A 16,992-nucleotide genomic window follows, 5' to 3' on the forward strand; every position below is an offset into this window, starting at 1 on the left:
ATAGCACCATGAAGAAACACATCATTGTCGTCAGCGCGGCTTTGTGCCTGGCGCTGCCCGCATTGGCGCAGCAGCAAATTACCGTCGTCAACTTTGGCGGCGCCAACGCCAATGCGCAGAAAAAAGCCTACTACGAGCCCTATGAAAAAGCAGGCACCAAAGTTGTTGCCGTCGAATACAACGGTGAACAGGCCAAGATCAAGGCCATGGTCGAGACAAAGAAAGTCACCTGGGACGTTGTCGAGGTCGAAGCTCCTGATGCTCAGAGGGGCTGTGACGAAGGTTTGTTTGAAAAGATGGATTTCAGCAAAATCGGCCCCAAGGCTGACTTTTTGCCCGCCGCCGTGACGGAATGTGGCGTGGGCGTGTTTGTCTGGTCCACCGTGATGGCCTGGAATGCTGAAAAAACCAAAACCGCCCCCACCAGTTGGGCCGATTTCTGGGATGTCAAAAAGATTCCGGGCAAGCGCGGTATGCGCAAGGGAGCCCGCTACAACCTGGAGTTCGCCCTGATGGCCGATGGTGTCAAACCCGCTGACGTCTACAAGGTCCTGGCTACCAAGGACGGCGCCGACCGCGCATTTCGCAAGCTGACCGAGCTCAAGCCCAACATCCAGTGGTGGGAAGCCGGCGCCCAACCCGCGCAATTTCTGGTGGCTGGCGACGTGGCACTCAGCACCGTGTACAACGGCCGCATTGACGCCGCCAACCGGGAAGGCCGCAACCTGAAGATTTACTGGCCAGGCGGCATTTATGACCTGGATTACTGGGTCATCCCCAAAGGCACGCCAAACAAGGACGCTGCCATGAAGTTCATCGCTTTTGCCAGCCAGCCCGCCACGCAGGCCGTGTATGCCCAGAACATTGCCTATGGCCCGGTCAACACCAAGGCCCTGAGCAAGCTCGACAAAAAGGTGCTGGACGACTTGCCTACATCACCGGCCAATGCGAAAGAGGCCATCCAGATGAATGTCGGCTTCTGGGCCGATCAGGGTGAGGCGCTTGAAAAACGCTTTGCCGCCTGGGCCACGCAATAAGCCGCAGGAGCAACACCCCATGAGCAGTATCACCAGCACCGTCCTTCAGGTTGGCGACCCCTGGGCGTTGCGCCGGGCACTGTCGCGCGCCGATGCCCGCCGAAAATGGCGCGCCTTTGCGCTTACGATGCCCTTGCTGGTGTTTCTGCTGCTGACCTTGCTGATTCCGATTGCCGCCCTGCTGCAGCGCGCCGTTGAAAACCCCGAGGTCGTGGCAGCCCTGCCGCGGACGGTGCAAAGCCTCCAGGGCTGGAACCCTCAGACTCCACCGGCACCGGCAAGTTACGCGGCGCTGGTGGAAGACCTCGGCCACCTTTCAGACAGCGCGGATGCCGGTGCGCTGGCGCGGCGGCTCAACTCCGAAGTGGCGGGAGCGCGCTCCCTGGTGATGGGGGCGTACCGTGCGCTGCCCGTCACGGGTTCTCCGGAGGAGATTCAGGCAAAACTTCTCCAGCTCGATCAGCGCTGGGGAGAACAACCCTTCTGGCAGGCCATCGCCAAAAACAGCTCGCGCTGGACGCCCGATTATTTGCTCGCTTCGGTCGACCTGCGACGCGGCAGCCAGGGTGCGGTGGAACGCATGCCCGAAGACCAGCGCGCGTTTGGCACCATCTTGCTACGCACTTTTTACATCAGCTTTGTCGTCACGCTGTTTTGCCTGGTGCTGGCTTACCCGCTGGCCTGGTGGCTGGCGTCATTGCCGGCACGCAAAGCGAACCTGCTGATGATCCTCGTGCTGGTGCCCTTCTGGACATCAATCCTGGTTCGTGTCGCGGCCTGGATCGTTCTCCTGCAATCCGAAGGTCTGGTGAACCGCGGGCTGATGGGCATAGGCCTCATCGACAGCCCACTGCCCCTGCTGTTCAATCGCGCCGGCGTGGTGATTGCCATGGTGCACATCCTGCTCCCCTTCATGATTTTGCCGCTTTACAGCGTGATGAAGAACGTGCCCGCGACCTACATTCGCGCCGCGGTGTCATTGGGAAGCGCGCCCCTGTCAGCGTTCTTTCGTGTGTACGTGCCGCAAACCTATCCCGGCATCAGCGCCGGCGCCTTGCTGGTCTTCATTTTGTCGATTGGCTACTACGTCACCCCCGCGCTGCTGGGCGGCGCCGACGACCAGATGCTGAGCTACTACATCGCCCGCTACACCAACGTGGAAGTCAACTGGGGCATGGCCTGCGCCCTGGGGGCACTGCTGTTGACGGCCACCATGATTCTTTACGGCGTTTACCGGCGCATCGGCAAATCCGAACTCAACCTCGGTTGATATCCTCTTACAGGCGTCAATACATCATGTTCAAAATCAAAGGGCCCGTGTTCCCGCGCTATGCCACCTTGCCGGACAAGGCCGGCTGGTGGCTGCTGCGCGCCGCCTGCGTTGCCACACTCGCCTTCCTGCTGGCACCCGTGCTGGTCATGGTGCCGCTGTCATTTTCCGACAGCTCTTTTTTGACTTACCCCATACCGGGCTGGTCATTGAAGTGGTATCGCAACCTGTTGGAGTCACCGGAGTGGGTAAGGGCCGCCAAAAACAGTTTCATCGTGGCACCCGCGGCAACCGTGATTGCCACTGCGCTGGGCACGCTGGCCGCCGTGGGTCTGTCCAGAACCAACTTCCGCTTTAAAAGCCTGCTCATGGGCATTCTCATCGCGCCCATGGTGGTTCCGATTGTGGTGGTGGGCGTCGCGACCTACCTGTACTTTGCACCGCTCGGACTCACAGACAGCTACATCGGACTGATCGCCGTACACGCCGCGCTGGGAGCCCCTTTTGTCTTGACCACGGTGCTGGCGACCCTGTCGGGCTTCAACCATAACCTGGTGCGCGCCTCACTGAGCCTGGGTGAGACGCCGGTCAATACATTTTTCAGGATCACCTTGCCGGTCATTGCGCCCGGTGTCATCTCGGGTGCGCTGTTCGCGTTTGCCACCTCGTTTGATGAAGTGGTCGTCACACTTTTTCTGGCCGGCGCCGAACAGGCAACCCTGCCCAGGCAAATGTTCACCGGCATCCGGGAAAATATCTCGCCCACGATCGCGGCCGTGGCCACCCTGCTTATTTTGTTTACCACCACCTTGCTCGTGCTGCTGGAATGGCTGCGCGGACGCCGGAGCTGAGACGACTCTCCGTGCAGGCTTACTTCTCGCTGCGGCAGGGCAAATGGCAAGGCACAGAAAGAGGCATTTCTCAAACTTTTCCCCCACCAACAGCGAACGCAGGTCTGCGGCGTAGAGTACCCAGGTGATCTGGCACTAGTGCGCAACATGGTGCTCGATCGCAAGGTCGCACGGATTGTGAATTGGGAAGAACAAAACACCCCTGGGCCGTCGAAAAGCCCCTGAAAACAACCCGACCTGAAAACAGTCAAAATCGTCCCATCACCCGCCCCTTTTTGCAGGAATTTACCCATGGACATGAAAACCTCTCCCATCTCCCTTCTCAAAGACCCGAGCCTCTTCAAGACCGACGCACTGATCAACGGCCAATGGGTGGCAGGCACCTCGCGTTTCGACGTCAGCGACCCGTCCAACGGGCGAAAACTCGCCGACGTGGCGAACCTGGGGCCAAAAGACGCCGAGGCCGCCATTGCCGCAGCCAACGCTGCCTGGCCCGCCTGGCGCAGCAAAACCGGCAAGGAGCGCCACGCCATTTTGCTGAAGTGGTACCAGCTGCTGATGGCCAACCAGGAAGACCTGGGTCGCATCATGACGGCCGAGCAGGGCAAGCCTTTTGCCGAGGCCAAAGGCGAAGTAGCCTATGGTGCGAGCTTTGTCGAGTGGTTTGCCGAAGAAGCCAAGCGCGTCAACGGCGAAACCCTGCCCCAGTTTGACAACAACCGCCGCCTGATGGTCATCAAGCAGCCCATCGGCGTGTGCGCCGCCATCACACCCTGGAACTTTCCGCTGGCCATGATCACGCGCAAAGTCGCCCCGGCCCTGGCCGCAGGCTGCCCGGTGGTCATCAAACCCGCCGAACTCACGCCGCTGACCGCACTGGCGGCTGCCGAGCTGGCCGTGCGCGCCGGCATTCCGGCGGGTGTGCTCAACGTGCTGACTGCCGACAGCGCCAATTCAATTGCCGTCGGCAAGGTGTTCTGCGCCAGCGATGTGGTGCGTCACATCAGCTTCACCGGCTCCACCGAAGTCGGCCGCATCCTGATGGCCCAAAGCGCCCCGTCCGTCAAAAAACTCTCCCTCGAACTGGGCGGCAACGCGCCCTTCATCGTGTTTGACGATGCCGACGTGGACTCGGCTGTCGAAGGCGCCATTGCCAGCAAGTACCGCAACGCCGGCCAGACCTGCGTCTGCGCCAACCGCATCTATGTGCAGGATGGCGTGTATGACCAGTTTGTTGAAAAATTCTCTGCCAAAGTCAAAACCCTCAAAGTCGGCAACGGCTTTGAAGACGGTGTGGTTCAGGGCCCGCTGATTGAGGACTCTGCCGTAGACAAGGTGCAACGCCATGTGGCCGACGCGATAGCCAAGGGCGGCAAGCTGCAGGTGGGCGGCCACAAGCTGGAAGGCCAGTTTTTCGAACCGACGGTGATTTCGGAAGCCACCGCCGACATGCTGTGCGCCCGGGAAGAAACCTTTGGGCCGTTTGCACCGGTGTTCCGCTTCAAGACCGAGCAGGAAGCCATTGACGCGGCCAACAACACCGAATTTGGCCTGGCCAGCTATTTCTACAGCCGCGACATCGGCCGCATCTACCGTGTGGCCGAAGCGCTGGAGTACGGCATGGTCGGCATCAACGTGGGTGTGATCGCCTCCGAACACGTGCCTTTCGGCGGCGTGAAGCAGTCGGGCCTGGGCCGCGAGGGCTCCAGCCACGGCATGGAAGAGTATGTGGAAATGAAGTACCTGTGCCTTGGGGATATTCTGCGCTGAGTTCCCCGCAAACCTGCACTGACATGCGTCTGCTGCTTATTGAAGACGAAGCCGAGATGGCGTCCTGGCTGGTGCGTGCATTCAAGCAGACCGGCTTCGTGCCGGATCATGCGCCGGATGCCGCCACAGCCGAGTCGCTGCTGGCCGGTAACGACTATGACGCTGTGGTGCTCGACCTGCGACTGCCCGACAAACACGGGCTGGCCCTGCTGGCAGACATGCGCAAAGCCGGCAATCGCACACCCGTGCTGGTGCTGACCGCACAGGGCTCGCTGCAGGACCGGGTGAAAGGCCTGAACGTCGGGGCAGACGACTTTCTGACCAAGCCCTTCGCGATCGAAGAACTGGAAGCCCGCCTCGCTGCGCTGGTTCGGCGCAGCCGGGGGCGCTCCCATACGCCGCTGCAGTGCGGCTCGTTGTCATGCGCCCATGACAGCCGGGCCTTCACCCTGGCCGGCTCGCTGCTTCAGCTCACACCACGCGAGAGCGCGGCCCTGTCGGTATTGCTGGCACGCAGCGGTTCGCCGGTAGAGAAGTCACAGCTCTCGGGCAAGGTCTTTCCGACAGACAGCAACGCGGGTCCGGATGCCATCGAACTGGTACTTCACCGGCTGCGCCGCAAGCTGGCCGGTGGCGACGTGCGCATTGTCACCGTGCGCGGCCTTGGCTATATGCTGGAAAGCACCGTGCATGAAGACGCTGCGGACTGACCCCGACCGATTCGGTATTCGCGCGCGCCTGCTGACGCTGCTGCTCCCGGGAATCCTGGGCCTGCTGGCCCTTGACAGCTGGAACGACTACCGTGCATTGAGAAACCTGGTACAGGACGCCTACGACCAGCCCATGTTCGAGGCAGTGACCGCCCTGCGAAGCAGCCTGTCACTTGCGCAGGACGGCTCGCTCCGGTTGAATGCACCGTCTGTGGTGCAAACGATGTTCGACGCCACCAGTCCACTGCACAAGCACCTGCACGTTGGTCTGACACCCCGTGGGACTGCACAGGTCGACACGGCAGCGCCCCTGCGCAAACTGACTTTGCTGGGCGAAGCAGACCTGCCTGCGCCGCCTGACTCCTCCCCTGCCGGGTCCTCATCCACAGTCTGGTACGACAGTTACTACCGGAGCTACCCGGTCCGTGTGGTGGCACTCCAAAGCCAGGTCGTTGACGGGCGTGGCCAGCCCTTTGACTTGCTGATTCAGGCGGCGGAAAGCACCGGGCCGCGGGATCAGGCGCAAGCGGCGTCTCTGCGGCAGGAGCTGATACGCGATGCGCGAATGGTGCTGGTGGTGATTCTGCTGGTCTGGCTGGGAGTGATCTGGTCTCTGCAGCCGCTGGAGCGGCTCCGCAAGTCTGTGCTGCACAGCAAGGGCAATGATCTCAAGCCGCTGGACACCAGCAGTGTTCCCCATGAAGTGGCGCCGCTGGTCGATGCCGTCAACCAGCACATTGCCAGCTACCGGGACTTGCTGGACCAGCAGTCACAGTTTCTGGCCGATGCATCGCACCAGTTGCGCACGCCGCTGGCCATCATGCTGACCCAGGCAGGCGTCGCGCTGCGCGAAAAAGATCCCGCACAGCTTCACGAGACCTTGCGAGCCATCGTCACCCAAATCTCGCGCAGCAGGCGCCTGTGTGAGCAGCTGCTGTCGCTGGCCCATGCGAGTGACTACACACCGCCCACCGACGCGCCGGGTATTGTGGACCTCAACGCCATTGCAAGAGACGTCGTGCTGCAGTACCTGACACTGGCCCACGAGAAAAATCAGGATCTGGGCTGGGTGGACGCCCGGGAAGAACTGCCGGCCACGCCAATGCCGGCCGAGGACGTCCTGGATCATGCATTTTCTCCAGCCGGGCTGCCTGCGGCGGCGCCCGCGGTTCCGGTGCTGGCCAGGAGCCCCGAGTTGCACGAGGCGCTTGCCAACCTGGTGCACAACGCGATTGTGTACACGCCACCAGGCGGACACATTACCGTGATGGTGAGCACCCAGGATGACATGGCTCTGGCCGAAGTTCGCGACGACGGCCCAGGCATTGCCAGGACGCGGCGGGTAGAGGTCTTCGAACGCTTCCACCAAGCCGGCCCGGGCCCTGACAAAGGCCCGCGCGGGGCCGGACTGGGCCTGGCCATCGCACGCGCTTATGCCAGGCGTAACGGCGGCGATATCGAGCTTGCAGACCTTCCTGCCCTCCCTGCCCTCCCTGCCATCCCTGCCATCCCTGCCAATAGCGCGGGCACAGCCTCAAGCACCACCGGCTTGCGTGCCATCCTGCGCCTGCCACTGGCATCCAACCGCCAGAGCTGAGCGCTCGCGGCTGGACCACTGAGGCCTGCCTCACGGGTGCCGCCCGGTACCACACAGCACCTGCACGCAGCAATCGCAAACCTGCCCGCCAAGCCATGGCGGGCTGCAGGATGGCGGCTTGCAGCACCGTCGCTGCCCGTTAGTGATAACACGTATTTTGAGGTGTGGCGCGCAAAACGAAAGCCGATTGGAAGCCTCGCTCCCTAACATCCCCCTCCAACCCAAACGCCTCGCCGGCTGCGCAGTTGCATGACCGGACAGCACGGGACAAACCACAAGGAGACCTGGATGACGCATCCCCAGTTAATGACAACGCCCCACCCGGCGCAGCCCCGGAGTCGCTTGATATGAACATCAATAACCGAAATTTCGTCAGAGGCCTGTGCCTCATGGCGGTTGCCCTGCTCTTTGGCCTGGTATCGCTGAATTACACGATGGGCGAATTAAGCAGGTCCGGGCCCGGCCTGTTTCCCCTGATGGTGAGCTCCTGTCTTTTTGTGATCGGCCTGCTCTCGGTGGTGCGTTCGCACTTCGTCGATCCCGTCCCCCTGGACTACAGCGTCAAAAACATCGCCCTCATTTTGCTGAGCCTTGTCGGATTTGCGGTGATATCCCTGTACATCAACATGATTCTGGCCATCGTATTTTTGGTGTTTTGCTCCACCTTGGCCGGTACCTCGTATTCCGTGGTCCGCAATATCAAGATCTCCGCCGGCCTGATCGCCGTGGCCTTTGCCTTTAAATACCTGCTCGGCCTTAGCCTGCCGCTCTACTGATATGGAACTCCTTCACAACCTCTCGCTTGGTTTCGATCAGGCACTGACGCTGCAGAACCTCCTTTATTGCGCTCTTGGCTGCACGGTGGGCACGCTCATCGGACTGCTGCCTGGACTGGGCCCTTTGTCCACCATCAGCTTGTTGCTGCCCTTGACCTATTCCATTCCCACCGGTGGCGCGCTCATCATGCTGGCCGGGATTTATTACGGGGCGCAATACGGCGATAGCGTGAGCGCCATCACCATGAAGATTCCGCACGCGAGCAGCATCGTCGCCTGCATCGATGGCTATCAGATGACCCTCAAGGGTAAAACAGGCCTTGCACTCTTTACCGCGGGCATTTCCAGCTTCATTGGCGGCACCGTGGCCATTGTGGTCCTGTCGACGATGGCGCCAGCACTGGGGGAGGTGGGCTTCCTGTTTGGACCGGCCGACTACTGTGCCCTCATGCTGCTGGGTTTTTTCTGTGTGAGCTTTGTCAGCAGCGGCAGCTTGCTCAACGGCCTGGCCATGGCCATGATCGGCGTGCTGCTTGGGATGGTCGGTACCGACGTGAACAGCGGTGTGGCACGCTATACGATGAACCTGCCGTTTCTGATGGACGGGATTGGCCTGATCAGTATCGCCCTGGGGTGCTTCGGCATTGCCGAGGTCGTGAAAAATCTCGACAACAAAAACGTGCTCACCCCGTTCAACGGCAAGATCAAGCTCATGCCAACCTGGCCCGAGTTCAAGCGCATCATTCCCAGTGCCTTGCGCGGCAGCGTGATTGGCTCGATCCTCGGCATCCTGCCCGGCGGCGGCCCCACGATCGCCCAGTTCGCAGCCTATGCAGCTGACAAGAAATTCAGCAAATACAAGCACGAGATCGGCACCGGATGCATCGAGGGCGTGGCCGGACAAGCGGCTGCCGACGAGGCGGCGGCACGTACCAGCTTCATCCCGCTCATGGCCATTGGCATCCCCGAAAACGCAGTCATGGCCCTGATGATGGCCGCCTTCGTCGTCAAGGGCATCCAGCCCGGCCCCAACATGATCGCCAGCCACCCCGATTTGTTCTGGGGTCTGGTGGCCAGCATGTGGGTGGGCAATTGCTTCCTGGTCGTCCTCAACGTGCCCCTGGTGCGCTACTGGCTTTCGATATTCAAGATTCCCTACACCGTACTGTTTCCGGCGATTCTCTTTTTCTGCTGCATCGGTACTTACAGCATCAACAACAGCCTGGATGACATCTTTATCACAGCCGTTTTTGGCCTGGTTGGCTATCTGTTTTTGCGCCTGGATATGGAGGCCGCGCCACTTCTGCTGGGCTTCATTCTGGGCCCCATGCTGGAGGAAAATTTCCGCCGCGCCATGCTTCTGAGCCGGGGTAGCTTCAACGTATTCGTCAACCGCCCCATCAGCGGCACCTTGCTCACCGTGATCGGAGCCCTGGTCGTGTGGCAGGTGGTGACATTTGCCCGGAAGTTGATAAAGTCACCTGATCATGTTATTCATGGACGTACACATACACCCGCGGCCGCAGCCACAGCCGCAGCTGTGGTTCAAGTTGAATAATCCCGCTTCGGTGAAGCCCCCGGTTTCCTGAACCACTCATCAGCTGAGTTCAGGGAATTGCTGCACGCGGCACTCAACCGACAGAAATCGGCCCCGTGATTCATGGGGCCGGTGGCGGTTGTAGCGTTGCAGTCAGTCCTGCGTCGTATCCCTGATCTTCTGCCGCCCCCTAACGCGTGGCAAGTCGGATAACTCGTTTGAATCGCTCCAGCCCTGATCGGGCTGATCAGCGGCCACCTTGGGGTGTCTGATGCGTGCAGGCAAGGGCGATGCGCGCCGGCAGCAACAAAGACGGTAATTGTGTTGAAATAAGTCTTCCTTCAGGAGACATTCAAAAATGAACCGCAGACTCTTCGTACAAGCTGGCGCCACGGTAGCCTTTGCTCCGTCCTTAATAGCTTCTCACGCACAATCCGCGGGGCCTGCAGGCACAAAACACCACAAAATCGTGATCCAGGTCAGCGACAACGACCCGGCCAAATGGAACCTGGCGCTCAACAACGCCAAAAACCTGCAGGACGACGTGGGCGCAGCCAATGTCGACATCGAAATCGTTGCTTACGGCCCCGGCATTGGCATGCTCAAGCTCGAATCTCCCACAGGCGCACGCATTACCGAAGCGATGAAAGGCAATGTCAAAGTGCTGGCCTGCGAAAACACCATGCGCGGCCAGAAGCTTACGAAAGACGACATGCTGGGCGGCATCAGTTACGTACCAGCCGGCGTGACCGAAATCATGAAAAAGCAAAGCGAAGGCTGGGCCTACCTGCGGCCTTGATCCCCGGATTGCGCCTCCAGCCAAGGCCCTTGCAAGGGCCTTTTTCTTTGGGGCCTCGTCATCCTCAAGGTAGCGCAGTACCATGGATTCATCCGTCGCCCCCGCCCGATGCCACGGAAATCGCCATGGAAATCGAACTCAAGCTTCGCCTGCCCCCGTCTGCGCTCGATGCGCTGCGCGCCGACCCGCTATTGGCGGCCGTCCGCACAACCCGCAAGCAGCTCGACAACATCTACTTCGACACACCGCAGCGCGCCCTGGCGCGTACCGGTATCGCCCTGCGCCTGCGCCGCGACGGCAGGCGCTGGCTGCAGACCGTCAAGGGGAGCAACAAAAGCCAGGCCGGCTTGCACCAGCGCGAAGAAATCGAGTTTGCAGTGACCGGCCCGGCCCTGGAATGGCCACCGCTGGCAGGCACGGTTTTTGAGCGCGTGCTCAAACCGCTCAAAAATAAACTGGGTCCGCAATTCCGAACCCTCTTCAAGCGTGAGATCCGGCGGCTGCGCGGGGCCACGGGCGCGGAGATCGAGCTGGCCATTGACCACGGTGAAATTCTTGCCGGTGACCACCGTGAGCCCCTGTGCGAAGTGGAGATGGAACTGCTCAACGGCCCAGTGGACGACCTGTTCGCACTGGCCCTGCTGCTGGCCGGGCGCCACCCGCTGGTGCTGGATAACCGCAGCAAGGCCGAGCGCGGCAACCGGCTGGCCCAAGGCACGCCGCTGGCACCGCCCGCCAAGGCAAACATGCCGCGGCTGCCCCCCGATGCCGACGCACGGACCGTGGCGCGCCTGGCCATCGAAGAATGCCTCGCCCACTGGCAGGCCAACGAGGCAGGCTTTCTGGGCGAGCCCGACAACAGCGAATACCTGCACCAGGTGCGCGTCGCGGTGCGGCGGCTGCGTGTGGCCTGCGGTCCGCTGGCCCGTGCGGCCCACTGGCGCAATGAAGCGTTGACTCCTTTAAGAAGCAGCCTGCGCGCGCTGGGCCAGCGGCTGGGTGCGGCACGTGATTGGGATGTATTCATCGAGGAGATCTGGCCGCCACTGGCCAGCCACCTGCACGATGCCGAACTGCGCCAGACACTACAGGAAGCCGCCGAACTGCTGCGTGACACCGCACGCCTTCAGGCACAGGCCGCCCTGCAGGGGCGCGAAAGCCAGCGCCTGCTGCTGCAACTGGGCCGATGCTTGGCGCGACCGGACGATGCTGCCCCCCATTCACCGGACGACCTCACAGCCCGGCTCGACCAACTCGACCACACGCTGCGGCGGGCGCTGCCCGGGCTTGCGCGCCTGAGCCCGGCGCGCCTGCACCGCTTGCGCATCGTGGCCAAGAAGCTGCGCTATCTAACCGAGTTCATCGGCAGCCGCCATGACCCCCAGGCCGTCGACGACTGGCTGGAATGGCTGAAAAATGCGCAAACCATCTTTGGCGGGCGCAATGACCGGGTGGCCGCACAAACACAGATCGAGGCGCTGTGCACCAGTGTGGAACTCAAATCCGGCAAGGTCCATCACACGCTCTTGGCGGCGCTGCGCGAGCAGCCTCTTCCCCACCTCCGCCTGCCAGCACTTCCCGACGCTTATTGGCGCCGGAAAGCGGGCTCCCTATAATGCGTCTTCAAGCGGGTGTAGTTCAATGGCAGAACGGCAGCTTCCCAAGCTTCATACGAGGGTTCGATTCCCTTCACCCGCTCCACGTCTCTGTAAGATGTTGATTCCATTGGGGAATTAGCATATTTACCCGCCTGACACAGCACACTCATGCAAAGTGTGCAAAATGCAAGACCTTTTTCGCCGCCCTTCTGGCATCTACATCCTACGCATCGCTATCCCTGCTCAGCTGCGACATGTGTTCAGCAAGCGGGAAATTGTCATATCAACCGGTACTCGCGAACTTGCCATCGCCAAGATCGTGGCTGGCCCTCAAGCCGCACAATGGCGCCAGCGCCTTTTGGAAGCACGTCGCCTGATGTCACTGACCACTACCGATGCAATGAGTTACCAAGAAATCCTGAAAACCAATGACGGTCACCCGGCCCTCTTGGGCGGCGGCCACCTGAATCTTCAGCACGCAAGCATCGCCTGCGGTTTGAGCGCCACTGACTTGCTGAGAGCAGCCGGGAATGGCGACCTCTCACTTTATATACGGGGTGCTGGTGTTCGGGGTTACCCGCTGCAGTACGCGTGGGCCGTATTGCGCAAGTGAAGAAGAAAGCCGACAGCCTCGCCCTGCGCGTGCGGCTGTCCACCGGCCTCTCGCAAACCCGGTTCGCCGATACGTACATGATCGACGTAAGCGCACTGCGGGCGTGGGAGGCGGGCGAGCGTGAGTCCGACGCAGGTGATCGACGCGGCGCTGAGCCCGTTGCCGGCGACGGTGCGGTGACATGGCGTGGACTGGAAGCGCGTTGTGCTTAGGCAACGTGTGATCTGGAAGGGCCCTTCAACCCCTTAGGCCCTGCGACCACAGCGGATAGAAAGAGATCGATCGAGAGTTCGATCATCCGTTGCTTCTCAATGCCGCTATCCGTTCGCGGCGTGCGGCCTGCCAGTATGAGCGCAGCAACACCGTGCTCCATCGACCAGGCCGCGTGCGAGAGATAGTGCAGTTGGCTCTTCGACCAACCACTCTCGATCGCCAGTTCGAAGATCGAATCTGAAAAGTAGGAGTAGGACACGTTGCTCACTGCCTCGACATCACCTCGGACAAACTCCTGCAGTAATCGCGGCCCCGTCATCAGATCGAACAAGCCGGCGTGCAACTCCGCGTAGCGCACGTAGCTCAGCATCATTTCGCGGGCTTTGGCCAGTGCGTCAAGATTCATTGCCGAGATCTTCACGCGTTGCTCGGCCAACTCCTTGAATCCGCTGGACGCGATGGCAACCAGCAATTCTTCCTTTCCCTTGAAGTGGCGCGATGGCGCTGCTTCAGACACTCCGAGTCGTCGTGCCAGCGCGCGCAGGCTCAATTCGCTCGCACCGTTTTCCTCGAACATCTTGCGCCCTTCCTCGACGAGCGCGTTGCGCAGGCCGCCGCGCTCGTAGGCGGGCTCGCTGAGTTGCGGGGGCAGCGCACGAGGCTTTTTGGAGCCAACGCGGGGAGTCGCTCGTGGGGGTGTTCTGGGCAGCTTGATGGACATGGTCGATACGGTTTTTCAACGTGATCGATCTTACCAGCGGCATCTCTCTGCGCCTGCTTCAAACATTGGGGTTAACACTGATAACATTTTCAGTTAACAGCGTTATCATTATCTTCACACAAGGAGAAATCATGAGTCCAGTTGCATATGAGAAGGATGGAGCCGTCGGCGTCGTCACCCTGGCAAAGCCACCCCACAACCTGATTGACAACGCGATGCTGCAGGCGCTTGCGGCTGCGTACGAGCAAGCCGTCGGCGAAGGTTGTCGCGCCATCCTGCTGCGCAGTTCCATGCGTCACTTCTGCGCGGGTGCCGACCTCAACCTGCTTCCTGTTGAACGCTGGAGCCAGAGTGAGCTGGCTCGCCTTTGGGCCTTGTTGGAAGACGTGCCTGTGCCTACCGTCGCAGCGGTCCATGGCGCCGCGCTTGGCGGTGGCTTCGAACTGGCGTTGATGTGCGACATGATCGTCGCAGCGGACACCGCGACCTTCGGAATGGCGGAAGCCTCACTCGGCCTGTTGCCGCTGCTCGGCGGCGTTCAACGTGTGGTGCAACGTGCCGGCGTGGCCCGCGCCAAAGAGATGGCGATGTTCGGGCGCCGCCACGATGCGCGTGCGCTGGAGCGTTGGGGCGTGATTAATCTCGTCGCAGCGGAGGCCGAGTTGGCCGCCGCGTCGCTCTCGTGGGCGCGACAACTGGCGGCGGGTGCCACGGTGGCGTTCCGCAGCATCAAGACGGTGGCGAATCTGGCGGCGCGCGGCGGCATCGCAGCAGCCGATGCTCGACAGGAGGAAGCCAATACGTCGATGTGGAACAGCCGCGACCAAAAGCGGGGCCTGGATGCCTTCGCCGCGACAGGGCCGGGCTCCGCAGTCTTCGAGGGGAACTAAGATGAGCGCCGCCCCACTCGAAGGCTTGCGCGTGGTCGACTTCACGCGCGTGCTGTCCGGACCGAGTTGTACCAAGACACTGCGCGACCTGGGCGCCGAAGTGACCAAGATCGAGCCACCCGCCGGTGATCTGGGCCGCGCAGGCGTACCGCATGTCGGCGCGATGTCGATGTACTACGCGCAGCAGAATGCCGGCAAACGCAACATCAGCCTGGACCTCAACTGGCCTGAGGCGCGCGAGATTGTCGGGCGGATGTGCCGTGATGCCGACGTCATCGTCGAGAACTTTCGCCCGGGGACGCTTGCACGCTTCGGATTTTCCTACGACGACGTGGTGAAAATCAATCCAAAAATCGTCTACGTATCGATCAGCGGCTATGGACAGACGGGACCTTGGCGCAATCGACCGGCGTTCGCACCGACGGTCCACGCTGAGACCGGCCTCACAGACATTCTGCAGAAGCATTACGAAGGTGCGATGGTCGAACCGCGCAATGACGCCTGCAGCCATGCAGACGTGTACACCGGACTGCAAGGCGTCATCGCCGTGCTGGCCGCTCTTCAGCATCGCGAGCGCACTGGCGAAGGCCAGTACGTGGATGTGTGCATGGCCGCCACGATGCTCTCGGTCAATGAGCGCGCCGGCGCCCTGCTGACAGGTCTGGATGTCAAGGACGAACCCTACGCATTGAGCGCAAATGAGTCGCCTCTGTTCGAGCTGCCAGACGGGCGAAAGCTAACCATCGCTTCGAGCCCGGTGGCTTCACCGATGTTTCTCAAGTACTGCTCGATGATGCGCCGGACCGACCTCTTTACAGACCCGCGTTTCGCTTCAGCGACGCTGCGCAAGGCAAACCTTGAGAGCCTGATGGCCGAGGTCAAGGCGTGGATCCTGACTTTCACCGATCTGGATCTGCTGCAGGCGCAAGTGAGTGAGGCGGGCCTTGCGATCGGCATCGTGCGCAGCACGCAGGATCTGGCTGAATCGGAGTGGGCCAAGGACTGGGGGGCGATCGTCAATATCGACGATCGCGACGGCGGCACGGTGCGCATGCCTGGCCCGCCTTGGCGCTTCGGACGTTCCGAGTTACCGGCACCGGGCGCGCCCTACTTTCAAGGAGAGAGCAACAGTGCGGTCCTGGGCGAACTTGGGCTCACAGAGGAACGCATCGAGGCGCTTCGCACGCAAGGGGTACTGCGCAGCCGCCGCAGTCTCAGCGGCGCGTTCGACTGAGAGCGAGTCAAGCCATGCGCGAAATAGACCTTACCCACGACGCCTCGGCCACAAGCTGGATACTGAGCGCGAACTCGGACGACACCGACTTCCCGATTCAGAATCTGCCCTTCGGCGTCTTCCGGCGATCGGGCAGCGATGAGCCGCTGCGCGGGGGCGTCGCCATCGGAGACCAGGTACTGGATTTGGCAACGCTGAGCCGAACTGAGGGCTTGGACGGGCTCGATGGCATCGCACTGCAGGCGGCAAAGGCATGTGCGGCCCCGGCACTCAACGACTTCCTGGCGATGGGACCGGCCGCGTGGCGCGCGTTGCGCCACGCGCTCTTCCGATTGCTCCGGCGAGATGGCAGAAGCGACATCGATACGATCCGTCAAAGCCTCTGCCCGATGGCCGCCGCCGAGCTCGCGCTACCGGCACGCATCGGCGATTACACAGACTTCTATACCTCAATCCACCACGCTCGAGCCATCAGCGCCCTGCTCACGCCGAACGGAGAACTGCCGAGAAACTTCCAGTGGGTGCCCACCGCATACCACGGCCGTGTTTCCTCGATCGGCGTCGCAGGCCAGACCTTCCGGCGTCCGCATGGACAAGCCCTTCGGGAAGGTGGCGTCACTCCGGAATATGGGCCGTGCCAGCGGCTCGACTACGAACTCGAGCTCGGCCTCTACATCGGTGTCGGCAATGCCCCCGGCGAACGCATCGCGCTGTCTTCCGCGGAAGACCATGCCTTTGGCATCTGCCTGCTCAACGACTGGTCGGCACGCGACATCCAGGCGTGGGAGATGACGCCGCTCGGGCCCTTCCATGCCAAGAACTTCGCCACGACGGTGTCTCCCTGGATCGTCACCCTGGATGCGCTTGCCCCCTATCGAAAACCCTGGACGCGACCCGCCTCGGATCCCCAGCCCCTACCCTATCTGGAAGATGACGGAAATCGGGCGGCTGGCGCGCTGGACATTCGCCTGGAAGTCCTGATTGAGACCGATAGCATGCGCTCCGGCGAACTGCCGCCCCAGACCCTATCGCACACGACGTTCGCTCACCACTACTGGTCGATGGGTCAGATGATTGCGCATCACACGGCGGGTGGCTGCAACCTGCAGGCGGGCGACCTGCTGGGTAGCGGCACGATCTCAGGCCCGAGCCGTGCGGAGGCCGGCGCGCTGATGGAACTGGCGCTGGCCGGACAGCGGCCCGTCCAACTGAGCAACGGCGAAAGCCGCAGCTTTCTCGAGGATGGCGACTCGGTCATCTTCCGCGGCTGGTGCGAGCGCAAAGGCTTCCGGCGCATCGGCTTCGGCATCAATCATGGCCGGGTGCTACCGGCCCAGTCGTAGCGTCGTCGCGCGCTCCGCCTTGTTGAGAACCAC

Annotated in this window: 15 protein-coding genes and 1 tRNA gene; 15 read left to right on the top strand and 1 reads right to left on the bottom strand. The window is 61.6% G+C overall.

All coding sequences use genetic code 11. The annotated features are described in order from the left end of the window. The first annotated feature begins 8 nt into the window (after window positions 1–8). The 12 genes from AC1DS5_RS05175 (at window position 9) to AC1DS5_RS05230 (ending at window position 12,558) form a co-directional block, all read left to right on the top strand. The gene (locus AC1DS5_RS05175; protein WP_477717177.1) at window positions 9–1,037 is read left to right on the top strand and encodes an ABC transporter substrate-binding protein; all 1,029 of its coding nucleotides are present in this window, start codon (window positions 9–11) and stop codon (window positions 1,035–1,037) included. A gap of 19 nt (window positions 1,038–1,056) precedes the next feature. Then, complete coding sequence (locus AC1DS5_RS05180; protein WP_477717178.1) at window positions 1,057–2,307, top strand: ABC transporter permease; 1,251 nt, start codon at window positions 1,057–1,059, stop codon at window positions 2,305–2,307. A 26-nt stretch (window positions 2,308–2,333) separates the two neighbouring features. Beyond that, window positions 2,334–3,158, top strand: a complete 825-nt coding sequence (locus tag AC1DS5_RS05185) for an ABC transporter permease (protein ID WP_477717179.1) — start codon at window positions 2,334–2,336, stop codon at window positions 3,156–3,158. Window positions 3,159–3,449: 291 nt separating this feature from the next. Next, complete coding sequence (locus AC1DS5_RS05190; RefSeq protein ID WP_477717180.1) at window positions 3,450–4,928, top strand: NAD-dependent succinate-semialdehyde dehydrogenase; 1,479 nt, start codon at window positions 3,450–3,452, stop codon at window positions 4,926–4,928. A 23-nt stretch (window positions 4,929–4,951) separates the two neighbouring features. Further along, on the top strand, window positions 4,952–5,638 hold the full coding sequence (locus AC1DS5_RS05195) for a response regulator (protein ID WP_477717181.1): 687 nt from the start codon (window positions 4,952–4,954) through the stop codon (window positions 5,636–5,638). Further along, window positions 5,619–7,235, top strand: a complete 1,617-nt coding sequence (locus AC1DS5_RS05200; RefSeq protein ID WP_477717182.1) for a sensor histidine kinase — start codon at window positions 5,619–5,621, stop codon at window positions 7,233–7,235. The genes AC1DS5_RS05195 and AC1DS5_RS05200 overlap by 20 nt, the downstream gene beginning before the upstream one ends. Window positions 7,236–7,582: 347 nt before the next feature. Next, entirely contained in the window at window positions 7,583–8,011 is a 429-nt protein-coding gene (locus AC1DS5_RS05205) for a tripartite tricarboxylate transporter TctB family protein (RefSeq protein ID WP_477717183.1), read from the top strand. Window position 8,012: 1 nt separating this feature from the next. Continuing rightward, window positions 8,013–9,569: a tripartite tricarboxylate transporter permease gene (locus tag AC1DS5_RS05210; protein WP_477717184.1), complete on the top strand. Its 1,557-nt coding sequence runs from the start codon at window positions 8,013–8,015 to the stop codon at window positions 9,567–9,569. A 337-nt stretch (window positions 9,570–9,906) separates the two neighbouring features. Further along, the gene (locus AC1DS5_RS05215; RefSeq protein WP_477717185.1) at window positions 9,907–10,347 is read left to right on the top strand and encodes a DsrE family protein; all 441 of its coding nucleotides are present in this window, start codon (window positions 9,907–9,909) and stop codon (window positions 10,345–10,347) included. 125 nt (window positions 10,348–10,472) lie between these two features. Then, window positions 10,473–11,963 (top strand): CYTH and CHAD domain-containing protein, encoded by a 1,491-nt coding sequence (locus AC1DS5_RS05220; RefSeq protein ID WP_477717186.1) that lies wholly within the window; start codon window positions 10,473–10,475, stop codon window positions 11,961–11,963. Window positions 11,964–11,974: 11 nt separating this feature from the next. Beyond that, window positions 11,975–12,048, top strand: a tRNA-Gly gene (locus AC1DS5_RS05225). 81 nt (window positions 12,049–12,129) lie between these two features. Beyond that, on the top strand, window positions 12,130–12,558 hold the full coding sequence (locus AC1DS5_RS05230) for a DUF6538 domain-containing protein (RefSeq protein WP_477717187.1): 429 nt from the start codon (window positions 12,130–12,132) through the stop codon (window positions 12,556–12,558). Window positions 12,559–12,766: 208 nt separating this feature from the next. On the opposite strand, the gene AC1DS5_RS05235 is transcribed toward AC1DS5_RS05230, so the two are convergent. Further along, a complete protein-coding gene (locus AC1DS5_RS05235) occupies window positions 12,767–13,492 on the bottom strand; it encodes a TetR/AcrR family transcriptional regulator (RefSeq protein WP_477717188.1) in 726 nt (241 codons plus the stop codon). A gap of 20 nt (window positions 13,493–13,512) precedes the next feature. On the opposite strand from AC1DS5_RS05235, the gene AC1DS5_RS05240 reads away from it, so the two are divergent. The 3 genes from AC1DS5_RS05240 to fahA are packed head-to-tail and all read left to right on the top strand — an operon-like array spanning window position 13,513 to window position 16,959. Beyond that, entirely contained in the window at window positions 13,513–14,382 is an 870-nt protein-coding gene (locus tag AC1DS5_RS05240; protein ID WP_477717189.1) for an enoyl-CoA hydratase/isomerase family protein, read from the top strand. A gap of 1 nt (window position 14,383) precedes the next feature. After that, complete coding sequence (locus AC1DS5_RS05245) at window positions 14,384–15,616, top strand: CaiB/BaiF CoA transferase family protein (protein ID WP_477717190.1); 1,233 nt, start codon at window positions 14,384–14,386, stop codon at window positions 15,614–15,616. A 14-nt stretch (window positions 15,617–15,630) separates the two neighbouring features. After that, window positions 15,631–16,959 (top strand): fumarylacetoacetase, encoded by a 1,329-nt coding sequence (fahA, locus tag AC1DS5_RS05250; RefSeq protein WP_477717191.1) that lies wholly within the window; start codon window positions 15,631–15,633, stop codon window positions 16,957–16,959. Window positions 16,960–16,992 lie beyond the last annotated feature (33 nt).

The organism is Polaromonas sp. P4_H1 (genome assembly GCF_056400945.1).

Bases quoted from the DNA above. Each gene is read 5' to 3' on its own strand.
- AC1DS5_RS05220 (WP_477717186.1), top strand. From the start codon at position 10,473: ATGGAAATCGAACTCAAGCTTCGCCTGCCCCCGTCTGCGCTCGATGCG.
- AC1DS5_RS05195 (WP_477717181.1), top strand. From the start codon at position 4,952: ATGCGTCTGCTGCTTATTGAAGACGAAGCCGAGATGGCGTCCTGGCTG.
- AC1DS5_RS05245 (WP_477717190.1), top strand. From the start codon at position 14,384: ATGAGCGCCGCCCCACTCGAAGGCTTGCGCGTGGTCGACTTCACGCGC.
- AC1DS5_RS05185 (WP_477717179.1), top strand. From the start codon at position 2,334: ATGTTCAAAATCAAAGGGCCCGTGTTCCCGCGCTATGCCACCTTGCCG.
- AC1DS5_RS05230 (WP_477717187.1), top strand. From the start codon at position 12,130: ATGCAAGACCTTTTTCGCCGCCCTTCTGGCATCTACATCCTACGCATC.
- AC1DS5_RS05180 (WP_477717178.1), top strand. From the start codon at position 1,057: ATGAGCAGTATCACCAGCACCGTCCTTCAGGTTGGCGACCCCTGGGCG.
- AC1DS5_RS05190 (WP_477717180.1), top strand. From the start codon at position 3,450: ATGGACATGAAAACCTCTCCCATCTCCCTTCTCAAAGACCCGAGCCTC.
- AC1DS5_RS05215 (WP_477717185.1), top strand. From the start codon at position 9,907: ATGAACCGCAGACTCTTCGTACAAGCTGGCGCCACGGTAGCCTTTGCT.
- fahA (WP_477717191.1), top strand. From the start codon at position 15,631: ATGCGCGAAATAGACCTTACCCACGACGCCTCGGCCACAAGCTGGATA.
- AC1DS5_RS05175 (WP_477717177.1), top strand. From the start codon at position 9: ATGAAGAAACACATCATTGTCGTCAGCGCGGCTTTGTGCCTGGCGCTG.
- AC1DS5_RS05235 (WP_477717188.1), bottom strand. From the start codon at position 13,492: ATGTCCATCAAGCTGCCCAGAACACCCCCACGAGCGACTCCCCGCGTT.
- AC1DS5_RS05200 (WP_477717182.1), top strand. From the start codon at position 5,619: ATGAAGACGCTGCGGACTGACCCCGACCGATTCGGTATTCGCGCGCGC.
- AC1DS5_RS05210 (WP_477717184.1), top strand. From the start codon at position 8,013: ATGGAACTCCTTCACAACCTCTCGCTTGGTTTCGATCAGGCACTGACG.
- AC1DS5_RS05205 (WP_477717183.1), top strand. From the start codon at position 7,583: ATGAACATCAATAACCGAAATTTCGTCAGAGGCCTGTGCCTCATGGCG.